The sequence below is a fragment of the Allobosea sp. RIT-PG3_2 genome, assembly GCF_057321085.1.
On sequence record NZ_JBXWCA010000001.1, the window covers coordinates 392,640 to 413,145 of the forward strand.

A 20,506-nucleotide genomic window follows, 5' to 3' on the forward strand; every position below is an offset into this window, starting at 1 on the left:
CGACCTTTTTGTCTGCCTTGCCTCGTCGGCGCGCCTCTCAGCGGCGCCGGCATAAGGGGCGCAGATCCTTGGCCATCCAGATTTCCCGCTTGCCGCTTGCCGAACAACGCAGCACGAGGCTGCTCTGCCGCAGATTCCCGCGCACAGGGCGACGCGCGCGCCTTCGCCTTCGGACCTGCCGCCGAACAAGATCGAAGACCACACAATGCGGCGCCGAGCCCGGCGAATGGGCAGGGGCAAACGGCCCGTCGAGCCGCGGCGTTTTCTTAAACCTAGGTCGTACGACTTTTTCGTTCTCCGCAGCGGTCAAACAAAAAAATCCTGTTCGGCTTCCGCTGATCGCTCTGTGGCGAAATCATGGCGAACCCATTCAGTTGAAGGAGATCGCGCCATGTCCGCCCTGTCCCTGCTGCGCCGAAGCGTCCTCTCGCTCGCAGCAACCTTGCTGCTCGGCGGCGTCGCGCTCGCGAATTCCGGCCCGCTCGTCACCACCGACTGGCTGGAGAAGAACCTTAGCGATCCGAAGGTGCGGATCGTCGAGGTCAGCGTCGAGCCCGGCCTCTATGAGCGCGGGCACATCCCCGGCGCGCAGAACGTCGTCTGGCATACCGACCTCGTCGACACGGTCGAGCGCGACATCGCCAAACCTGAGAAATTCCAGGCGCTCGCCCGCAAGCTCGGCCTCGACAAGGATGTGACGATCGTCCTCTACGGCGACAGCAACAACTGGTTCGCCGCCTGGGGCGCGTGGGTGTTCGATATCTACGGCCTGCGCGACAACGTGAAGCTGCTCGATGGCGGCCGCAAGAAGTGGGAGCTGGAGAAGCGCCCGGTCTCGACCAATCCCCCGGCCATCAAGGCTTCTGCCTTCACCGTCGCCGAGCCGAACCGGAAGCTGCGCGCCCGCCTCGCCGATGTCGTCGCGACCGTCGAGAAGAAGTCGGAGGCTCGCGTGCTCGACATCCGCTCGGCCGATGAGTTCTCCGGCAAGATCATCGCGCCGGCGGGCTTCCAGGAGCTGGCGCTGCGCGCCGGACATATCCCCGGCTCCGTCAACGTGCCCTGGGCGCAGGCGGTCAACCAGGCCGACGGCACGCTGAAGTCGCCCGAGGAGCTGAAGAAGCTCTACGCCAATGTCGGGATCGACGGCTCGAAGCCGGTCATCACGACCTGCCGCATCGGCGAGCGTTCGAGCCATACCTGGTTCATCCTATCGCGCGTGCTCGGCTATCAGGTCGCGAATTATGACGGCTCCTGGACCGAGTACGGCAACACCGTCGGCCTGCCGATCAGCAACCCCGCCGGCACGGTGTGGGGCGGCAAGTAAGCCGCCTTCGCTTCGATGAGCATATCCGAAGAAAGCGGCGCACTGGAGTATCAGCGCGCCCGCGAAGCGACCATGGCGGGCCCGGCCGCCGCGGCCCATCGCCTTTCCGGCCCCCCTTGGGGCATCGTGATCGCGCTCTGCCTTGCCGGAGCGCTGGCGGCGGCCATCGTCGCGGTCGGCCGCGATGGCGATCCGGCGCCGCAGCTGCAGCTGTCCCTGATCCTCGGCGCCGCATTCGGCTTCGTGATCCAGCGATCGCGCTTCTGCTTCCTCTGCATCTGGCGTGACTGGCTGGACCGGCGCGACCCGCGCGGCCTCCTGGGCATCATCACGGCTCTCGTCATCGGCATCACCGGCTATACGCTGATCTTCGGTGCCTGGCTGCCAGACCCATCAGGATCGCGCCTGCCTCCGACGGCCCATATCGGGCCGGTCAGCCTCGCGCTTGTTCTCGCGGGCCTCGCCTTCGGCGCGGGGATGGCGATCTCAGGTTCCTGCCTCAGCGCCCATCTCTATCGCCTCGGCGAAGGCTCTCCGACAGCGCCCTTTGCCCTGATCGGCGCCGTGGGCGGCTTCATCATCGGCTTCCGAAGCTGGAACGGGCTCTATCTCTGGACAATCGCGGATGCGCCCATCCTTTGGCTGCCTCGCCACCTCGGCTATGGCGGCGCGCTGGTCGCCTCGCTCGCCGTTCTGGCTGTGCTAGCCTTATTCCTGCTGCGCGCTCGCCCCCTCCCCGCGCGGCGCGAACTGCCGGAGCGCGATCCTCTCGTCGCCGTATTCCGGCAGCGTTGACCGGCCTGGCTGGGCGGCCTTCTTGTCGGCCTGATCGGGGTTGGCGCCTATCTGCGCCTGTCGCCGCTCGGGGTGACGGCCGAGATCGGCTCGCGCTCACGCCAATTGGCTGCCGCGTTCGAGTTCCTGCCTTCGCGCCTGGAGGGCCTCGACAGCTTCCGGGGCTGCGCCACCATCATCCGTGACGCCTTGCTGACACCGAACGGCCTATTCATCGCCGGCCTGGTTGTGGCAGCGCTTATCGCAGCCCTCCTTGCTGGGGAGTTCAAGCCTCGCTGGCCAAGCATCGGCCAAATCCTGCGCGGCCTTACCGGCGGCGTCCTGCTCGGCTGGGGAACGGTGATCGGCCTCGGCTGCACCGTCGGCACCTTGCTGTCGGGGATTTCAGCGGGCGCCCTTTCGGGTTGGGTTTTTGCAACAGCTTTGGCCGCGGGCGCCACGGTCGTTCTGAGACTCGGGCGTCGTTTCGGATTGCCTTTGTAAAACGTCGGCAGCGGCCTTTTCGATCAGGCGATCGGCGCCGCACTCAACGCGACCGCCCAAAAGGGCGAGTGTCTCAGTTTACAAGCCCCCGGGTCCCGCCTCCTTCAGGTACCAGAAGCGGACATTGCGGACCTCCGGATGCGTGGCCGCAATGGCTCGTCTGGAACCCGGAAACCTCGCTGCAGTTGGAGGCTTACCCGTAGCGTGGTCGTTATCCTTCCCGGGGTCAGGAGTCTGTCGTGTCCACACCGTCCCGTCGCAGGATCCTCGCCTTGCTGTCCAGCGCCTGGGCGATGGGATACCGCTCAGCGGAGGCTCAATCGACGGCAGATGCCAGGAAGGGCTTCGGCTACGAAAACGTCGTTCAGCAAGCTTTGGCGCTGGCGGAGCGACCTTTCGATGCCGAAAGCGCCGCGATTCCGGCCGAATTATCGAAGCTGACCTATGACAGCTACCGGGAAATCCGCTTTCGTCGCGACAAGGCGTTCTGGCGCGATGGTGGTTCGGATTTCCGGCTCCTGCCTTTCCATCTAGGTTTTCTTCACAACAAGCCGGTCCAGATTCACATCATCAATCACGGCACCGCGGTCCCGATACCGTTCACGACCGGGCTGTTCGAATACGGCAAGGTGCCGGTTCCCAAGGGGCTCTCACCCGCGCTCGGTTTTGCGGGTTTCGCCGTGACGACCAATCTGAACGACCCAAAGGTGCAGGACGAGGTCATCTCCTTCCTGGGCGCGAGCTATTTTCGCCTGATCGGGCGGGGGCATCGCTATGGGCTTTCGGCTCGCTCTTTGGCGTTGGACGTCGGCGGGAAGCAGCCCGAGGAGTTCCCGTTTATGCGGGCGCTCTGGCTCGAGGAGCCCTGGCGCGAAACGACCGAACTCGTGATCTACGCACTCCTGGACTCTCCTTCGGTCACCGGAGCTTATCGCTACGTCGTCAGCCCAGGCCGGGAAACCTATGTGGATGTGACCGCGACGATCATTCCTCGCAAGGAGATCGCGCGGGTCGGCATCGCACCGCTGACATCCATGTTTCAGGCTGGCGAGGGCGATCTGGCCCAGCGAACAGATTTCCGGCCTGAAATTCACGACTCCGATGGGTTGATGATGCAGTCCGGCGGGGGCGAATGGATCTGGCGTCCCATCCGCAATCCAAAGGCGCTGCGCATATCGAGCTTTGGCGACAAGAACCCGCGCGGCTTCGGCCTCATGCAACGCGACCGGGAATTCGGCAGCTATCAGGATCTGGAAGCGCGATACGATGCGCGGCCGAGTTACTGGGTGCAGCCGCAGGGAGATTGGGGGGATGGCCGGATCGATCTCATCGAAATCCCGACGGTGAACGAAGCGTTCGACAATGTGGTTGCGTGCTGGACCCCAAACACGCCCCTGCCCATCGGACGGCCCGCCGAATTCCGGTATCGCATTTCTGCGATATCGGCGACATGGCATCTGCACCCCTACGCGCAGGCGCAACAGAGCTTCAATGGCTCTGATGTCGAAGATGGTGTGGTGGATGGCAACGGCACAAAGCGATTCATCATCGATTTTGCCGGGGGCGACCTCGCCTACTACCGGAACGAGCCAGAGCGATTGGAGCTCGTCGCCACGACGACGAGCGGCGCGATTACTTCCAAAATCCTTGCGTTCAACACGCCGCTCAAGGGGGTGCGCGCGATTGTCGATGCGACCCTGCCTGACGGCCAATCGGCCGAACTCAGAATCTTCCTCAGATCGCGAAATCGAACATTGAGCGAGACGTGGACCGCGACCTGGTCGGTTCCGGCTGGCGACTCTGCTCCACCGAACAAGCCAAAGAATTGACTTACGGGACAATCAGGGCGTTCCGCTCGGTTTCGGGTTCTCATGGTTGGTCGAAGACAGTCCGCGCTCAGATTCCGCTTCACCCCACATTCATCACAAGAGGCCCCATCTCAATCGAACAAAACAGAGACCAAGTAGAGGCTGACAGCCTGCATCGTGAGATCTTTCCCGTCGGATGGTGAGCCGACATCGCGGTCCAAGGAAAATGAAAGATGCGCGAGATCGTGACTTCATCGGCTACCCCGAGTGCAGCAGCGAAGTCGCCCAGCGACGGCGTCGCCAGCCTTGCCATTGGAGCGTTTATCATTGCCGCGCTGTATTTCGGACGAGAGGTCTTCGTCCCGGTGGCGCTTGCGGTCCTGTTCAGTTTTGTCCTGGCGCCGCTGGTCAAAGGATTGCAGAAGCTCCGCGTCCCACGTGCCCTGGCGGTCATCACGGTTGTCCTGATAGCATTCGCGGGACTGGCCATCCTGACCATGGCCATGGTCGGCCAGGCGACGCAATTGGCCGGTCAATTGCCGATCTACCAGAGCACGATGCGCGCGAAGATCGCCGCGCTGAAAGGTTCGGAAGCCGGCAGCGGAGTTCTCAGCCGGGCTGCGGATGTCCTGCAAGACCTGGGCAAGGAACTTGATCGTCCCAAGCCGGAACTCCCCCCTGCCAACGAGCCGCCCGCGGGCGCTCGGGAGGGCCGTCCGATTCCCGTCGAGGTGCACCAACCTGAGCCCGGCGCGATGGAAACGCTGCAGGCATTTCTGTCGCCGCTGATCCATCCGCTCACCACGACGGGAATCGTGCTGATTTTTGTGATCTTCATCCTTCTGAAGCGGGAAGATCTTCGAAACCGCTTCATACGGCTGACCGGCACCCACGACTTGCAAAAGACCACCGCCGCATTCGACGACGCGGCCAGACGTCTAAGCCGGCTGTTCCTTACTCAACTGATCGTCAATGCGGTGTTCGGCATCGTCATCGGTTGCGGCCTTTGGGCCATAGGTGTTCCCAGCTCACTGCTATGGGGCATCCTTGCAGCAATCCTTCGGTTCATACCTTACCTCGGAGCGGTTCTCTCAGCGGTCTTTCCAATGGTGATCGCGGCATCGGTCGATCCCGGCTGGACGATGCTCCTGCTGACGGCCGGCTTGTTCCTGATCGCAGAACCGATTGTCGGCCATGTGATCGAACCGTTGGCCTACGGCCGCTCCACCGGCCTGTCGCCCGTCGCCATCGTCGTCGCGGCGACATTCTGGACCTGGCTATGGGGTCCCATCGGACTCGTTCTGGCGACGCCGTTGACGGTGTGCCTCGTGGTTCTCGGCCGGCACGTCGAACGGCTGGAGTTCCTGGACGTCATGTTGGGTGACCGACCGCCGCTTTCGGCACCGGAGATCTTTTATCAGCGCATCCTCGCAGGGGACCCGGCAGAAGCGGCCGACAAGGCCGAGGAGGTGCTGAAGGAACGCTCGCTTTCCGCATACTACGATGAAGTCGCGCTCGAAGGCCTACGTCTCGCCGCGGCGGACGAGGCGCGCGGCGTTCTCGACGCAAGTCGTCGAGACCAGATTCTCGCGACCGTGCGCGAGGTCGTCGACGATCTGTCGGACCACGACGACCGGCGACCAGGACCCACCGCTGCAACAACCGATCCGGAGAGCGAGGCGGCCGTCGAACAAACAGATGAAAGCGAAGGAACCTCCGATCTGCCCGTGCTCGCCGAGGAGGCGCTGGGCGAGGCCTTCAAAGGCCGAGATCGCGTAATCTGTATCGGCGCACAGTCGCAGCTCGATGAGGCGGCTGCGCTGATGCTGAATCAGATCATGGAGAAGCACGGCCTGGCCGCGAAGGTTCTTCCGCCGAGCACGCTGTCAGCGGAGGGGCTTGCTCAACTCGCTGAACAGAAGCCGGCCCTGATCTGCCTTTGCTATCTCGGTGCGCAGAGTACGGCTCACATGAAATATGCCATCAAGCGCCTTCGCCGTCATATGCCGTCGACCATCCTCGTGCTGGGCTGGCTGTCACAAGCGTCTGATCCAGCAATGGATCTCAAGGGAGCGCTGGACGCCAACGAGGTGGAAACCTCCCTCCGAGGCATTTGTCGGGTCTGTCTCAAATCAGCTGAGCGCGATGCTACGGTTTGACCAAGGGCCTGCGGTCGCTACGCTCGGCAGGTTCGGCGTTATGCCGTCGGTGCCAACAGGCACTCGCCGAATAGATGAAGTCTGACGGCGCGCGGCTTTGCGGCTTCTTCCGGATTGGCGGGGATGAACGAGCTTTCGCCGCCGGCAAGCGCGGTCGGCAGCAGCATCACGCGAACGAAAACGTTTTCGGCGCCGCTGATATTCGTCCCGATGACCGTCTCATGCCCGCTTTCGAACCAGGCCTGTCCGGGCCCGACGCGGTCGAGCTGGTCGCCGACATCGGCGAGCAGCAATCCCGTCAGCAGCCTGCGAATGCCTGGGCCACGGTGGCGATGAGCGGGCGTTCTCGCTCCCGCTCCGGATCCGACACGATCCGCACGGAGCATGAAGTCACCCTCGGGCAAGGTGACGATGCGGGACAGCACCGGCGACAATCCGTTGCCTTCGCGTATGACAGAACCCTCAGGCGTCAGCTCGAACAGCCAGGCACAGCCGGAGCTGGCAACGAGATCTCCCGGGCGCGCGAACCCGCCGTCCCCTTCAGCAAACCGGCAGTCGCCAATCACAACTTCTCCCGCCTGCGCGAACGCGAAGGCGATATTGTCGCGCTCCAGCCTGCAAGTGGCCGGCGCGCCGATATCGTAGGCGGTTAGTCTGTATCGGCGAGCCATTCGTCCGTCCTTACCCGTGTTGCGCGCGCCGAGCCTCCGAGAGATCAGCGGGACTGTCCGACGACCGCCTCGAGGATCGGGCTTCCCGGTTCACGGAACTCGTTCAGGATGTCGAAATGGCCCCAGCGCGGCAGCGTGTGGACTTCCGGATTCATGCCGCTGCGGTGGAGATGATGCGAGTAGCGGTAGCTTTGATCGATCCAATGCCATGGCTCGAGGCCGCCCACGAAGACGGTGACCGGACATCTGACACGCACGTCCCGCCGCTCGACATCGCGGCGTTTTGCGATCTCTTCCGTCAGGCGCACATCCGCATTGACGCTGGTCGGCATGACCGGTCGCGGATCGTAGATCCCGCTGATGAGCACCGCGCCGCTGACGAAGCCCGGATCGACGCCCTCCGCCGCCCAGTCATGCGCGAGGCATTCTGCGACGAGATGGGCGCCCGCCGAATGCCCGGACAGGCTGACGCGCCCGGGATCGCCACCGAAACGGTGCGCTTCGCGTCTCACCCAGGCCAGAGCCGCAATCGCGGATTCCGCCACGCCGTCAAGCGTCGAAGCCGGGCAGAGTTCGTAATTCGCGATCACGGTGGTGATCCCGGCCGCCACCAGCGGAGCGGCGACGAAGGCGAAGTTCTCCTTGTCCTGCGCACGCCAATAGCCGCCATGATAGAAGATATGGACCGGGCTCGGCTCGGTTTTCCGCGGCGCGGGATAGATGTCGACCTTGCGCAGAGCATGCTCGCCATAGGACAGGTCTGCATGGCGTTCCAGCCGCGCCAAGGCTTCGGCATTGATCGGCGCCCGGTCTGCCTGGGCGTCCTTGAAATCCGGGAACGCTGCCTGCGGATTATATTGGAGCTCGTGCTCTTCCGCGCTGAGCGCGGACCAGAAGAACTGATCGGAAGACATCTTAATCCTCTGCCGGTCGATGGCACTGCAATTCCTTCAAGCGGTCCGGGCCAGACGCTCCAACGAGCTGCTGCGCAGCTTCGAAAGCGTCGAGCGGACGGAGAGCGCCTCCGGATCGGTCACCAGCTCGATGAGTGCCCCGGTGCCTGCGCTGCGTGCGCGCTGCAGCGCCGCGTCGAAATCGCCCGTCGCTTCCACGCGCTCCGCATGCAGGCCATAGGCCTGCGCCAGCGTGACGAAATCGGGGTTCGTCAACGCCGTGCCGCTTTCGCGTGCCGGATAATGGCGCTCCTGGTGCATGCGGATGGTCCCGTACATGCCGTTGTTGACGACGATGAACACGATCTTCAGCCCATATTGCGCCGCCGTCGCCAGCTCCTGCCCGTTCATCATGAAGCAGCCATCACCGGCGATCGACACCACCTCGCGCTCCGGAAAGGCGAGCTTCGCCGCCACCGCGGCCGGCACACCATAGCCCATGGCGCCCGAGGTCGGGGCGAGCTGCGTGCGGTAGGTGGAGAAGGGCCAGTGGCGATGCAGCCAGCCGGTGTAATTGCCGGCTCCCGAACAGATGATGGTGTCGTCGGGGAACGCCTCGCGAAGCTGCACGATCACCTCGCCCAGATTCACCTGGCCGGGCTGCGCTGTGGGGACCAGGCTCGCCTCGTAGTCGGCGCGGCACGCGCGCGCCCATTCGGCCCATGCCGGCGCCGCGATGGGCGCCTGCGCCGCAAGCGCCGCGATCGTCGTGCTGGCCGCGGCATTGATCGGCAGATCGGCCTGGTACACCCGGCCGAGTTCATCCGGATCGGGATGCACGTGAACCAACGTCTTCGCGGCTGGTCGCGGCGGGGCCAGGAGCGTGTAGCCCGCCGTCGTCATTTCCCCCAGCCGCGGACCGAGGACGAGCAGAAGATCGGCCTCGGCAAGGCGCCTGACGAGACTGGGCTCAGCCCCGATCCCGAAATGGCCGACGAAGCAGGTGTCAGCGTTCGGCAGATAATCCTGGCAACGCAGCGAAACCGCGACCGGCACGTGGTTGCGGCCGGCGAAGGCGACGAGGTCGCGCCCGGCCTGCGTGGTCCAGCCGCCGCCGCCCGCGATCACCATCGGCCGTTGGGCTTTCGCCAGCATCGCCATGGCATCGGCGACCTGATCCGAGCGGGGCGCGGCCGGCAGCGGGTCGGCCCGCCGCCCCAGGTCGATTTCACCTTCGACGACCGCGCTGAGCATGTCTTCCGGCAGCGACAGAACGACGGGTCCGGGCCGTCCGGCCATCGCCGTCTGGAAGGCACGATGCAGATATTCGGGGATTCGCGCGGGGTCGTCGATTTGCGCCGCCCACTTCGCCAACGGCGCGAACATCGCTCGGAAGTCGACTTCCTGGAAGCCCTCGCGGTCGGCGAAATCGCGCCCGACCTGGCCGATGAACAGGATCATCGGCGTCGAGTCCTGGAAAGCGGTGTGGACGCCGATCGATGCGTTCGTCGCTCCAGGCCCGCGTGTCACGAAGCAGATGCCGGGACGACCGGTCAGCTTGCCGTGAGCCTCCGCCATGTTTGCCGCCCCGCCCTCCTGGCGGCAGACGATCAGCTCGATCTCGTCGCGCTTGTCGTGCAAGGCATCCAGCACGGCGATGTAGCTCTCGCCCGGCACGCAGAAGACGCGGTCCACCGCCTGCAAGGCAAGGCAATCCACCAGCAGCTGCGCGCCCGTCCGTGCCATTCGCTCGCCCATAACAACGCTTCCCTGCATGAAACCGGTTCAATCCTTAACCAATATCACCCAATTACAACCAATGGCCATCGATTTTTCCGCACCGCCTCGGTCGATCACGCCTTTTGAACATCTGGCGAGAATGAGGTATCGATATTCGAGAATTGGCGGGACCAAACCAGACCAAACATGATCGAGCACCTGGCAAGACAACCGGACGAGCCCAGCGCGCGGCTGAAATCCGATTCGGACAGTCATGCCATCTACCAGAGCCTGCGCAGCTCGATCGTCGAGGGACAGTTGCGGACGGGCGCGCGCCTGCCGACCGAAAGGGCGCTCGCTTCGCGCTTCGGCGCCGCCCGCAACACCGTGCGCAAGACGATGAACCAGCTCGCCGACGAAGGGCTGATCATCCGCCATGTCGGGCGGGGCACTTTCGTGGCCCGAAGCCAGTCGAAGACCAGCGCGGAAGCGAACGCCGAACCCGATTTCAGCCTGGGCGAACTGCTGGAGGCCCGCCTGATGTTCGAGCCGACACTGGCCGAACTGGTCGCGGAACGGGCGACCGAGCAGGATCTCGCGGCGCTGTCGACCTATCTCGAAGCACTTCGCAATGCCGCGAGCTGGAGCGAGTTCAAGGAAGCCAAATACGCCTTGCACCTCGCCATCGTCCGCGCTTCGCGAAACAGCTTCCTCGTCTCGGTGTTCGAGCGGATCATCGCGTCGCGGCGCAAGGCAGGTTGGGGTCGACCGGGTGGTCATCCGCTTCCGATCAGCGCCGTGCGCGCGGCCGCCGCTCGCGACAATGCCGCGATCATCGACGCCTTGAAGGCCCGGGACGCGAGCAAGGCGCGCGACCTCATCAGCAGCTATCTCCTGCGCACGCTGATGTCGGTCAGCGAGAGCTGACGCCCCGGCTGGTTCAGCGCCGGTCCATCCGGCGCTGCAGGGCGCGGCCCACCAGCATCAGTGCGAGCGCCGTGATCAGAATGGCGAGGCCCGGAAAGGCCGACATCCACGGCGCCAACAGGATGTAGTCCTTGCCCTGCTGAAGGATCGCGCCCCAGTCGGGCGTCGGCGGCTGAACGCCGAGACCCAGAAATCCGAGTGCGGACTGGATCTGCAGCATGAGCGGAAACAGCACCATGCACTGGACGAGGATGACGGGCAGGACATTTCGCGCGACGTGCCGCATGAGAATCAGGCGCGGCGACAGGCCGAGGCTGCGGGCTGCCTCGACATAGGTCATGCCGGCTTCTGCCATGGCTCCCGATCTGGCGATGCGGAAGAAGAGCGGCACGTAGACGACCGTGAGGGCGAAGACGAGGTTGATGGTCTTCGGGCCGAGGATGCCGGTGACCATCACGCCGAAGATGATCGGCGGAAAGCTCAGGATGACGTCGACGAGCCGGCCGAGCACCATGTCGATGCGCCCGCCGAGGAAACCCGAGATCATGCCGAGCGCGCCCCCGATCAAGGCCGCGGCAGCCAGGGCCGAGGCGCAGATCGACAGGGTCATGCGCGCGCCATGCACGACGCGGGCGAGCACGTCGCGGCCGACATCGTCCGTCCCGAATGGATGAGCCGACGAGGGAGCTTCCATCGCCCTGTCGACATTGACCGCCAGCGGCGAATGGCTGGTGAACAGGCTCGGAAACAGCACGACCAGCAGCACGAAGGCGAGCAGAACCACGCCGAGAGCCAGGTCCGGCTCGAGGCGCGCGCGCAGAACGAGGCGCGACAAGCGGGCGCGGAAGGAAGGAAAGGTTGGTGAGGTGCTCATGTCGGACTAACCCAGCCGGACGCGTGGATCGATGATCCGGTAGGAGAGATCGACAAGCAGATTGACCAGCATGGCCACCACGACCACGACCAGCAGCCCGGCCTGCAGCACGGGATAGTCCCGCGTCTCGATCGACGACAGCAACAACCTGCCGAGTCCCGGCAGCGCGAACAGGCTCTCGATGATGACGGCACCCCCCAGAATCTGGATGAGGATCAGGCCCATGAACGTCACCAGCGGAATCGCGATGTTGCGCAGCAGATGGGTGAAGAAGATGGTCCGCGTGGGGACGCCCTTGGCGGTCGCGGTCCGCACATAGTCCTGCCCGAGGGCGGAGACGATGCTCTGCCGCACGAACTGGCTGTAGGCGGCAGCCTGCAGCAAAGCGAGGCTCAGCACCGGAAGGGCGATCATCGAAAGGTTTTCGCCCAAGGCTTCGGTCGGTGGCACGTACATCAGCGGGGGCGACCAATCGAAGCCGGCCGACATGCCGACCAGCAGCATGAGACCGATCCAGAACACCGGCGCGGCCAGGCCGAGCAGATTGAAGGCCTGGACCGCGCGGTCGAGCGCGCGGCCTTCGTAGATGGCGGAGAGAATGCCGAGCGGGACGCCGATCAGCGTCGCCAGAATGAGGGTGGCGAAGGCCAGCTGAACGGTTACCGCGAGCGCCGAGCCGATCATGCCGAGGACGGGCTGCCCGCGCGTCCAGCTGGTGCCGAAATCGCCGGTGAGGACATGCCCGAGCCAGCCGAGATATTGCCGCCAGACCGGTTGATCGAGGCCGAAGAACTCGCGCAGTGCCTTGGTCGCGATCGGGTCGCTGGTTTGGCCGAGCATCTGGCCGACCACGTCACCGGGCACCGACCGCACCAGCAGGAACACCACCATCGACGCCAGCAGCGCCGTGACGGCAGAGGCTGCCAGTCGTTTTGCGAGATAAGCGCCCATCGGACTCCGCGGATTTCAAGACAGGAAGAATGGCCGGCGCGGAGTTGGAGGCCGCGCCGGCGTTGCAGGCGACGCCATGCGGCGCCGGATGCGGGCGGGATCAGCCGACCCAGGCGCGCGCCAGGCCGTAATACCAGCCGGTGGGATGCTGATCGTAGTTGTGCACCCTTTCGCCCCTGACGACGACATGGTCGGCCGAAAACAGCATGATCGTCGGCACGCTTTCGGCCATCACCTGCTGATAGCGTGTATAGATCTCACGGCGCTTTGCCGGATCGCTCTCGGCACGCCCCTCGTCGAGCAGCTTGCTGGCTTCGTCATTCTTCCAGTTGCGGAAATCGGCGCCTTCCGGCGCCTTGTGGAAGTGCCGGTAGAACAGCAGGTTCGGGTCCGGAACCGTCGCCCAGTCGTTGAAGGTGAAGCCCATCTGCTTCGACTGGAAATTCTTGACCCAAACGCCCAGCTCGACGCGCTGGATCGAGAGTCTGATGCCGACCTTGGCGAGCTGCTCACGCAGGATCACGCTGGCGGCGTCCATCCAGTCGTAGCCGATGATCGAGGTCAGGGTGAGATCGAACCCATCGGGGTGGCCGGCCTCGGCCAGCAGCTTCTTGGCGGCGGCGATGTCGAGCTTCTGGTTTGGCAGCTTGTCGAGCGGCGCGCCCCAGCTCTCCTGCATGCCGGCGACCATGGTGCCGACCACGTTGCCGAGCCCGCCGATCGAAGCGCGCATGATCTCGTCCTTGTCCACCGCCAGGGCGATGGCGCGGCGGACGCGTTCATCGTCGAGCGGCTTGAGCTCGGCACCGAGATCGATGGCCTTCTGGTTGAAGGACGGCTTCCGCTCGACAACGAGCCCGGCGACACCTTCGACCTGCTTGACGTCCTGCGGGCGGCTCAGCGTCGCGATGTCGATGCGCTTGTTGCGCAGGCCGACGAGCAGGCTCGCAGCATTCGGAACGAAGATGAAGTTGATCCGGTCGAGATAAGGAACGCCCGGCTCCCAGTAATCCGGGTTGCGGACCAGGGTGGCATTGCTGTTGGGCTTGAACTCGGCGAGCTTGAACGGCCCGGTGCCGACGCTCGCCTGGTTAAGTTTGGTTTTCGCATCGGCCGCATCGAAATAACCGGCCGGGACGACGCCGCCGTATTTGTTGCCGAGCGTCATCGGCAGTGCCGCGTTGGGCGCCGAGATCGTGATCTTGACCGTCGCGTCATCGACGGCGTCGATCGCCGTGATCATGGCGAAATCGCCGGCCCCGGGCGAGCCGTTCTTCGGGTCCCGAATATAGTTGTAACTGTAGGCGACGTCCTTCGCGGTCATCGTCTGGCCGCCATGGAACTTCACGCCCTTGCGCAGGCGCACGGTATAGACCAGCCGGTCGGCAGACAGGTCGAAACCTTCGGCGAGCAGCGGCATGGCGGTGCCGTCGGGGCTTTCGTAGAACAGCCCCTGATAGATCAACACCGTCAGCCGGATGCGCGCATCGGCCGCCTGATGAAACGGGTCGAGTCCCGGAGGCTCGACGAGCAGACCCATGTTGAGGGTTCCACCCGTCTTCGCGCCCGTGGGCTTCGGCCCGTAGAGTTCGGCCGCGGCGGCCGAACCGGCGAAGGTCGCCGTGGCAATAAATCCTCCGAGGGCCAGCAGCAGGCTGCGGCGGTCGACGCCGCCAAAGAGATCCGAATCCGACATTGTTGTTTTCCCCTCACCGGGCTCCGGTTCGGATCTGCTGAGATCCTGGGATGGCCGGGCGCCCGTTGGCCGGTACCCCATGTCGAGAAGCTCAGTCGCGATAGGCCACTACCAACTCGATCTCGACGGCCGCATCGCGCGGTAGTTCGGCAACCCCGACTGCAGAGCGCGCGTGGCGGCCTGCCTCGCCCAGGATTTCGCCGAGCAGGTCGGAGGCGGCGTCGAGAACCTTCGGCTGGTCGTTGAAGCCGGGAGCCGACGCGACGAAGCCCGTCACCTTCAGGACGCGTTCGATCCGATCGAGGCTGCCCAACGCCTGCTTCAAGCAGGCCAGTCCCTGCAGGATACAGATACGCGCCTCGGCGCGAGCGGCTTCAAGCGAGACCCCGGCGCCGGCCTTGCCTCTGACCTTGACCTCGCCGTCAACCTTGGGAAGCTGACCCGCGACATAGGCGACGCCCCGGTGCAGCCTCACCGGTACGTAGTTGAACGAAGGCGAGGCAGCCTCCGGCAGCTCGATACCGAGCTCGGCAAGACGCTGGTCAATCATGGGCTTGTCCCGGAATTGGCGCGAGAAGATCTTCGACGAGGCCGTCAAGGTCGTAGCGCGGTCCGAAGCCGGTCTCGGACACGAACCGACTGCCGTCGCTCAGCGGCAACAGCAGTGCCGGCTCGATGCGCTCGAACCCGATCTCGACCCCCGGTCGCCTCGCCCGGACGGCCTCGATGATGTCGAGGATGCTCGCCTCGAACCCCTTGATGTTATAGGCCGGCCGGACCGGCCCGCTATGGCGCAGCGCCGTCAGCATCGCCGCCGCCGCGTCGACGACATGCATCAGGTCGACGGGGTGGTCGTGAAACGTCACATGCGCCGGGCGCCCTTCGCGTGCCGCCGCAAAGACCTCGGAGATCGAACTCGCGGCGCCTTGATACCAGAGCCCGGGGCCGAGGATCAGCGGCAGGCGCATGCTGACGATCTCGACGCCGTGCCGGCGCATCAGGAACTCGGAAAGCACCTCCGCCATCTGCTTCGTCACGCCGTAGACGGTGGTCGGAGCCGAGACATCGTCTTCGTTGACATGCGTGGTCGCATAGGCAGATGCGGGGCCATACACCACGGCGGAACCGGTCCAGACGATGCGGTTCACGCCAGCGTGGCACGCGGCCTCGACGAGCCGGCCGTGGCCGGCGACATTGATCTCGAATGCGGCATCGGCCTCGGCTTCCCCGGCGCGCATCAGGCCCTGCTTGCCGACGCTATGCGCCACGCAGGACACCACCTGCGTCGGCTTGAACCGGGCAAAGGCCGCGTCGAGAGCCTCGCGATCGCCGATGGAGCCCTCGAACACCTGATAGCGGCCGGCGACATCGGCAAGCCGGTCCTCGGCCATGGCAGGCCCGAACAGAACCGGGGCATACCCAGCACGGATCAGGGCGCGGACGACATGAGACCCGACAAAGCCCAGTCCGCCGGCGACAAGCACGGTGCCGGCGCTGCCAGGCCTCGACGCCAGCTCGGTGGAATCAGGTTCGACTGCATCAGCGAAGGACATGGCGATCCACCGCATTCCAGTCGATCTCGATACCGAGGCCGGGCGCGTCGGGCACGGCGATCACGCCATCGACCTGCTGGAGCGGATCGACCAGGATTGAATCCCGCAACGGGTTGTCGCCCAGATCATATTCGACCAGCGTCGGGCGCGGGACATTGCCGCCATGGGGATAAACCGGCAGCGACGCGACGAAATGCACCGCCGCCGCCAAACCGACCCCGGTGCCCCAGACATGGGGCGACAGGCGCAAATGCTCCATCATCGCGAGCTGGGCGATCTGACGGCCCTGCCAGAAACCACCGCAGAGCGAGAGATCCGGCTGCACGACATCGACAGCACGCCGATCGATCAGGCGTTTGAAGTCGAAGGCGGTGTAGAGGGCCTCGCCCGTGGCGATCGGGACCGGACTCCAGCGGTGGAGCGCCTCATAGCCGGCGAAATCCTGAGGCGCGAGCGGCTCCTCGACCCAGCCTATGCCGTAGGGGACGAGCCGGCCGATGCTCTCGCGCGCGAGATCGAGGGTGTAGTTGGAGTTGATGTCGACCAGGATCTCGACATCGGGGCCTAGAATCTGGCGCGCCGCAGCGACACGCTGCTCGTCGCTGGCCGGCGACACGCCGATCTTGATCTTGATCGAGCGATGGCCCGCCTTCGCCATCGCTTCGATCTGCGGCTCGAAATCGCGCTCGCTATTCTCCGTCAGATAACCGCCAGACGCATAGATCGGCACCTGGGAAGCCTGCTTGCCGCCGATCAAGCGGTGAACCGGCAGGCCCAGCGCCTTGCCCGCCGCATCCTTGGCAGCCATGTCGATGCCGGAAATGCTCCAGGTCAGGGGACCCTGGACGCCGAAATGGTAATGGCGAGCCAGCATCTGCGAGAAGACATGCTCGATGTCGAGCACGTGACTCCCGAGCAGGTAGCCCTTTACCAGTGGCAGCATGGCGAGATTTACCGTGGGCATGCCCCAGCATTCGCCGACACCTTCGGTTCCGTCGGACAGGCGCAGGCGGACCAGGGTCGTGGCCCGGGCGCTCGCGAGCGACTTTGCCATTCCATAGCTGCGACCGGGGGGAAGCTGCGCCTGCAAGGGGATGAACGCGATGTCTTCGATGATCATGGCCCGTCGCATTCCTTGTCCAGCCAATGCAGATCAATTTCAGCCAATGTTGAACCAATTTGAGGGCGAGCGCAATATCGTCGAGACGTGGCCGTCGCTACATGCTGTGCGGCGCCCATCTGCAGCTTGATGCCAATAGCTGCGCTGCGCATCTCGACCGGCCGAAGCGCGAGCACCGCTTCGCCGGACTATTCAACATCGACAAGAATTCGATCGGCGAAGAGCCCGGGGAACGCGCCCGTCTGAATAAGCAGGCAGGCCAGGATGTTGCGCGCATCAGGGCTTTTCAGGCCATCGACACATGTCTGGCTTGCGCAAGCCAGATCGAAGCAATGCGCCGCGGCTCAACGCGAACTGCCAACCGGGGCGTTGCGCCCGATCAGGTGGCAAGCGCAGTGGCGCCAACAGCCGCCATCGAGCCGTCGTCCGAAAGCGGACGCTCGAAGCTCACCTATGGAATATCCACCTTCGCATTGCGGAAGCAGAATCGTTTGTGCTCCGCCAGGGTCCGAGCCAAATCATCGACGCGGAGCGAAGACGCTCAATGAGCGCCAGCCCTGACGAAGTTCGCCAGCTCAGCGGTCTGGGGGGTTGCGAACAGCGCCTTCGACGCCCCCTGCTCCCAGATTTTCCCCTGATGCATGAACACCGTGGTGTCGGCCACGGTCCGGGCGAAGTTCATCTCGTGGGTGACGAGCAGCATGGTCATGCCACCCTTGGCGAGCTTCTCCATGACGATCAGCACCTCGCCGGTCAGCTCCGGGTCGAGCGCCGAGGTAACCTCGTCGAAGAGCATCACCTTCGGCTTCATCGCCAGCGAGCGGGCGATGGCGACACGCTGCTGCTGGCCGCCGGAGAGGTTGTCGGGGTAGCTGTCGAACTTCTCGGAGAGCCCGACCTGCGCGAGCACGTCCTTTGCCAGTGCGAGCGCCTCCGCTTGGGAGACGTTCTTGGTGATGCGCGGCGAGAGCATGATGTTCTGGCCGACCGTCAGGTGCGGGAACAGGTTGTAGCTCTGGAAGACGATGCCGACATCCTTGCGCAATTCGCGCAGCTTGGTCGGGTCCTGCGTTGTCGTGTGGCCGGCGACCTCGATCTTGCCGGCATGGAAGGTCTCGAGCCCGTTGATGCAGCGCAGCAGCGTCGATTTGCCCGAGCCGGAGCGGCCGATGATGGCGACGACCTGCCCTGTCTCGACGCTGAGCGAGACGCCTTTCAGCACCTCCAGCGAGCCAAAGCGCTTGTGGACGTCTTCAATGAGAACGGCTGGCATTCATCACCTTTTCGAGATGGCGGCTGAGCCGGGACAGCGGGAAACAGATCGCGAAATAGATCGCACCCACCAGGGTGAATATCTGGAAGGCCTGATAGGTCGCGTTGTTGACCAGCATCCCGGCACGCATGAGGTCGACGAAGCCGACGACCTGGACGATCGAGGTGTTCTTCACGAGCTGGACGAGGAAGCCGACCGTCGGCGGCAGCGAGATCCGGACCGCCTGCGGCAGGATGATGTAGCGGTACTGCTGCGACGTGGTCAGCGCCAGCGAGGCGGAAGCCTCCCATTGCTGACGCGGTACGGATTCGATCGAGCCGCGCCAGATTTCGGCGAGATAGGCTGAGACGTAGATCGACAGCGAGGCCGAGGCCGCGAAGAAAGGCGGCAATTCGATGCCAACAGCCGAAAGCCCGTAATAGCTCATGAACAGCACCATGAGGACCGGGATCGACTGGACGACCAGGATGTAGCCGGCCGCGAACTGGCGCAGCAGCTTGACCCGGGACAGGCGCATGATCGCGAAGGCGCCACCGAGGATGCTGCCGATGAAGAAGGCTATTGCCGTGAGCGCCAGCGTCCAGCCGGCGGAACGCAGGATGAAATAGGCCTCTGGCCAACCGAAGGTCTGCATCAGGCGGCCTCCCCATGCGCTTCGGTGAGGCGCGCGAGGCCCGAGACCTGCGGAAAGAGCTTCCGGCCGAGCCAGTTCAGGAACAGCTTCAGCGAGAGCGCCAGCACCAGATAGATCACGGTGACGACGATGTAGGTCTCGAAACTGCGGAAGGTATCCTGCTCGATGATCGCGGCCGTGCCGGAGAGCTCCTGCACCGAGACGAAGGAGCAGATGCTGGACGCCAGCATCATCAGCACGAACTGGCTCGACAGCGCCGGCCAGACACGCGCGAAAGCCGGCTGCAGGATCACATATTGCAGGACCTGGCGCTTGGTCATCGCCAGCGCCATGCCGGCCTCGATCTGCGACTTGTGGATGGAGTCGACGCCCGCGCGAATGATCTCGGTCGCGTAGGCGGCAAGGTTGAGCGTCATCGCCAGGATCGAGGCCTCGAGCCCGTTCATGCGGATGCCGATCTGAGGCAATCCGAAGAAGATCATGAAGAGCTGGACCAGGAAGGGCGTATTGCGCATCAGCTCGACATAGGCATCCACGAGGTAGCCGGCCCAACTGCCTGCGAGGCTGCGAAGCGCGGTCATGAGCGTGGCGAGTACGAGGCCGAGGCCGATCGCGATGAAGGATAGCGCGATCGTCAGCATGACCCCGTTCAGGATCATCGGCCATCTGGAAAAGACGTCTTGGAAGAGCAACGGCGCGCTCCTTCGGCCCTGGAGGTCGAGAGGGATCGCCGGCGCGCTGGAACGCGCGCCGGCTCGAGCGTAGGATCAGAAGGTCGGCAGCGGCGGCAGCGGGCTGCCGACCCATTTCTGGGCGATCGCATCGAGTTCGCCGTTCTGCTTCACGTAGTAGATGAAGTTGTTGAGCCACTGGCGCAGCTCATAGGCGTCTTTGCGCATCGTCATCGAGTTGGGCTGCATGCCGAAGACGAATTTGAGTTCGGTCTCGGTCTCGCCGCGCGCCTTCATGGCGGCGTTGGCCTGGGCGTCGGGGCCGGCGATGGCCTCGACCTGGCCGGAGAAGAGCGCCTGCATCGTGGTCGCGTCGTCCTCGAAGCGCAGAATGGTGAGGTTCAGCTCCTTCTCGCGGCTGGTGAACTCGCGTTCGACGCTGGAGCCGCGGTTGACGCCGACCTTCTTGCCCTTCAGGTCGTCCCAGGTTTTGATGGCGACGTTCTTCTTGGCGTAGATGCCGGTCTGGAAGGCGCTATAGGGAATCGAGAACATCACCGCCTTGGCACGCTCGGGCGTCGGGGCGAGCGTCGCAACGAGGAAGTCGACCTTGTTGGCCTCCAGCGCCGGGATACGGGCCGGCGGGGTGAGCTGCACCATCTCGACCTTGACGCCGAGATATTTGCCGATCAGCGCGATGACGTCGGCATCGTAGCCGATCGCATTGCCCTGCGAGTCGACCGAGCCATATGGCGGCGCGCCGATCAGCACGCCGATCTTGACGGAGCCGCGTTTGATGATGTCGGTGACCGACTGGGCCGAAGCCTGACTTGCCACCAGCATGCCGGCGCCCAGCGCCAGCAAAGTGCCGGCAACCCTGAAATGCTTGAAGAGACCCATGGTGCGCTTCCCTACTTTTTGCGGATTGTCCGCGGTTGGCCCAGCCGGCTTC

At 64.4% G+C, this 20,506-nt stretch carries 18 protein-coding genes and 1 pseudogene; 6 read left to right on the forward strand and 13 right to left on the reverse strand.

Annotated elements, in window-relative coordinates:
• The first annotated feature begins 391 nt into the window (after positions 1-391).
• From AC2FAN_RS01705 to AC2FAN_RS01720, 4 genes and pseudogenes are all read left to right on the forward strand, one after another.
• Positions 392-1,327, forward strand: coding sequence for a sulfurtransferase (locus AC2FAN_RS01705; protein ID WP_485172486.1), 936 nt, complete (start codon positions 392-394; stop codon positions 1,325-1,327).
• 72 nt (positions 1,328-1,399) lie between these two features.
• Positions 1,400-2,605: pseudogene (locus tag AC2FAN_RS01710) on the forward strand (YeeE/YedE family protein).
• A gap of 239 nt (positions 2,606-2,844) precedes the next feature.
• Positions 2,845-4,434 (forward strand): OpgD/OpgG family glucan biosynthesis protein, encoded by a 1,590-nt coding sequence (locus AC2FAN_RS01715; protein ID WP_485172487.1) that lies wholly within the window; start codon positions 2,845-2,847, stop codon positions 4,432-4,434.
• Positions 4,435-4,646: 212 nt separating this feature from the next.
• Positions 4,647-6,572: an AI-2E family transporter gene (locus tag AC2FAN_RS01720; RefSeq protein WP_485172488.1), complete on the forward strand. Its 1,926-nt coding sequence runs from the start codon at positions 4,647-4,649 to the stop codon at positions 6,570-6,572.
• Between the two features lie 38 nt (positions 6,573-6,610).
• On the opposite strand, the gene AC2FAN_RS01725 is transcribed toward AC2FAN_RS01720, so the two are convergent.
• From AC2FAN_RS01725 to AC2FAN_RS01735, 3 genes are read right to left on the reverse strand one after another with little or no spacing between them, the layout of a single operon-like run.
• Positions 6,611-7,243, reverse strand: coding sequence for a hypothetical protein (locus AC2FAN_RS01725; protein ID WP_476807242.1), 633 nt, complete (start codon positions 7,241-7,243; stop codon positions 6,611-6,613).
• Between the two features lie 44 nt (positions 7,244-7,287).
• On the reverse strand, positions 7,288-8,157 hold the full coding sequence (locus tag AC2FAN_RS01730; RefSeq protein ID WP_485172489.1) for an alpha/beta hydrolase: 870 nt from the start codon (positions 8,155-8,157) through the stop codon (positions 7,288-7,290).
• Positions 8,158-8,193: 36 nt separating this feature from the next.
• Positions 8,194-9,894, reverse strand: a complete 1,701-nt coding sequence (locus AC2FAN_RS01735; RefSeq protein WP_476807244.1) for a thiamine pyrophosphate-binding protein — start codon at positions 9,892-9,894, stop codon at positions 8,194-8,196.
• A 168-nt stretch (positions 9,895-10,062) separates the two neighbouring features.
• Between AC2FAN_RS01735 and AC2FAN_RS01740 the strand changes: the two genes are divergently transcribed.
• Entirely contained in the window at positions 10,063-10,782 is a 720-nt protein-coding gene (locus tag AC2FAN_RS01740) for a FadR/GntR family transcriptional regulator (RefSeq protein WP_485172490.1), read from the forward strand.
• Positions 10,783-10,795: 13 nt separating this feature from the next.
• Here AC2FAN_RS01740 and AC2FAN_RS01745 read toward each other — a convergent pair whose 3' ends face one another.
• The 6 genes from AC2FAN_RS01745 to AC2FAN_RS01770 form a co-directional block, all read right to left on the reverse strand.
• Positions 10,796-11,656, reverse strand: a complete 861-nt coding sequence (locus AC2FAN_RS01745) for an ABC transporter permease (protein ID WP_476807246.1) — start codon at positions 11,654-11,656, stop codon at positions 10,796-10,798.
• 6 nt (positions 11,657-11,662) lie between these two features.
• Complete coding sequence (locus AC2FAN_RS01750) at positions 11,663-12,607, reverse strand: ABC transporter permease (RefSeq protein ID WP_265053150.1); 945 nt, start codon at positions 12,605-12,607, stop codon at positions 11,663-11,665.
• A gap of 100 nt (positions 12,608-12,707) precedes the next feature.
• A complete protein-coding gene (locus AC2FAN_RS01755; protein ID WP_485172491.1) occupies positions 12,708-14,303 on the reverse strand; it encodes an ABC transporter substrate-binding protein in 1,596 nt (531 codons plus the stop codon).
• 91 nt (positions 14,304-14,394) lie between these two features.
• Entirely contained in the window at positions 14,395-14,853 is a 459-nt protein-coding gene (locus AC2FAN_RS01760; RefSeq protein ID WP_485172492.1) for a RidA family protein, read from the reverse strand.
• Positions 14,846-15,856: an NAD-dependent epimerase/dehydratase family protein gene (locus AC2FAN_RS01765; protein ID WP_485172493.1), complete on the reverse strand. Its 1,011-nt coding sequence runs from the start codon at positions 15,854-15,856 to the stop codon at positions 14,846-14,848. Before AC2FAN_RS01765 ends, AC2FAN_RS01760 begins: the two co-directional genes overlap by 8 nt.
• On the reverse strand, positions 15,843-16,976 hold the full coding sequence (locus AC2FAN_RS01770) for a mandelate racemase/muconate lactonizing enzyme family protein (RefSeq protein WP_476807250.1): 1,134 nt from the start codon (positions 16,974-16,976) through the stop codon (positions 15,843-15,845). The genes AC2FAN_RS01765 and AC2FAN_RS01770 overlap by 14 nt, the downstream gene beginning before the upstream one ends.
• Before the next feature lie 101 nt (positions 16,977-17,077).
• Here AC2FAN_RS01770 and AC2FAN_RS01775 point away from each other — a divergent pair, with 101 nt between their 5' ends.
• A complete protein-coding gene (locus tag AC2FAN_RS01775; protein ID WP_485172494.1) occupies positions 17,078-17,524 on the forward strand; it encodes a hypothetical protein in 447 nt (148 codons plus the stop codon).
• Here the strand turns inward: AC2FAN_RS01775 and AC2FAN_RS01780 are convergent.
• The 4 genes from AC2FAN_RS01780 to AC2FAN_RS01795 form a co-directional block, all read right to left on the reverse strand.
• Positions 17,518-18,249 carry an amino acid ABC transporter ATP-binding protein gene (locus tag AC2FAN_RS01780; RefSeq protein WP_476807252.1) on the reverse strand — a complete coding sequence of 244 codons (732 nt, stop codon included), beginning with the start codon at positions 18,247-18,249 and terminating at the stop codon, positions 17,518-17,520. The two genes, AC2FAN_RS01775 and AC2FAN_RS01780, sit on opposite strands and share 7 nt — an antisense overlap.
• Positions 18,230-18,883 carry an amino acid ABC transporter permease gene (locus AC2FAN_RS01785; protein WP_485172495.1) on the reverse strand — a complete coding sequence of 218 codons (654 nt, stop codon included), beginning with the start codon at positions 18,881-18,883 and terminating at the stop codon, positions 18,230-18,232. The genes AC2FAN_RS01780 and AC2FAN_RS01785 overlap by 20 nt, the downstream gene beginning before the upstream one ends.
• Positions 18,883-19,542, reverse strand: coding sequence for an amino acid ABC transporter permease (locus AC2FAN_RS01790; RefSeq protein ID WP_485173041.1), 660 nt, complete (start codon positions 19,540-19,542; stop codon positions 18,883-18,885). The genes AC2FAN_RS01785 and AC2FAN_RS01790 overlap by 1 nt, the downstream gene beginning before the upstream one ends.
• A gap of 108 nt (positions 19,543-19,650) precedes the next feature.
• Positions 19,651-20,454, reverse strand: a complete 804-nt coding sequence (locus tag AC2FAN_RS01795) for a transporter substrate-binding domain-containing protein (RefSeq protein ID WP_485172496.1) — start codon at positions 20,452-20,454, stop codon at positions 19,651-19,653.
• Positions 20,455-20,506 lie beyond the last annotated feature (52 nt).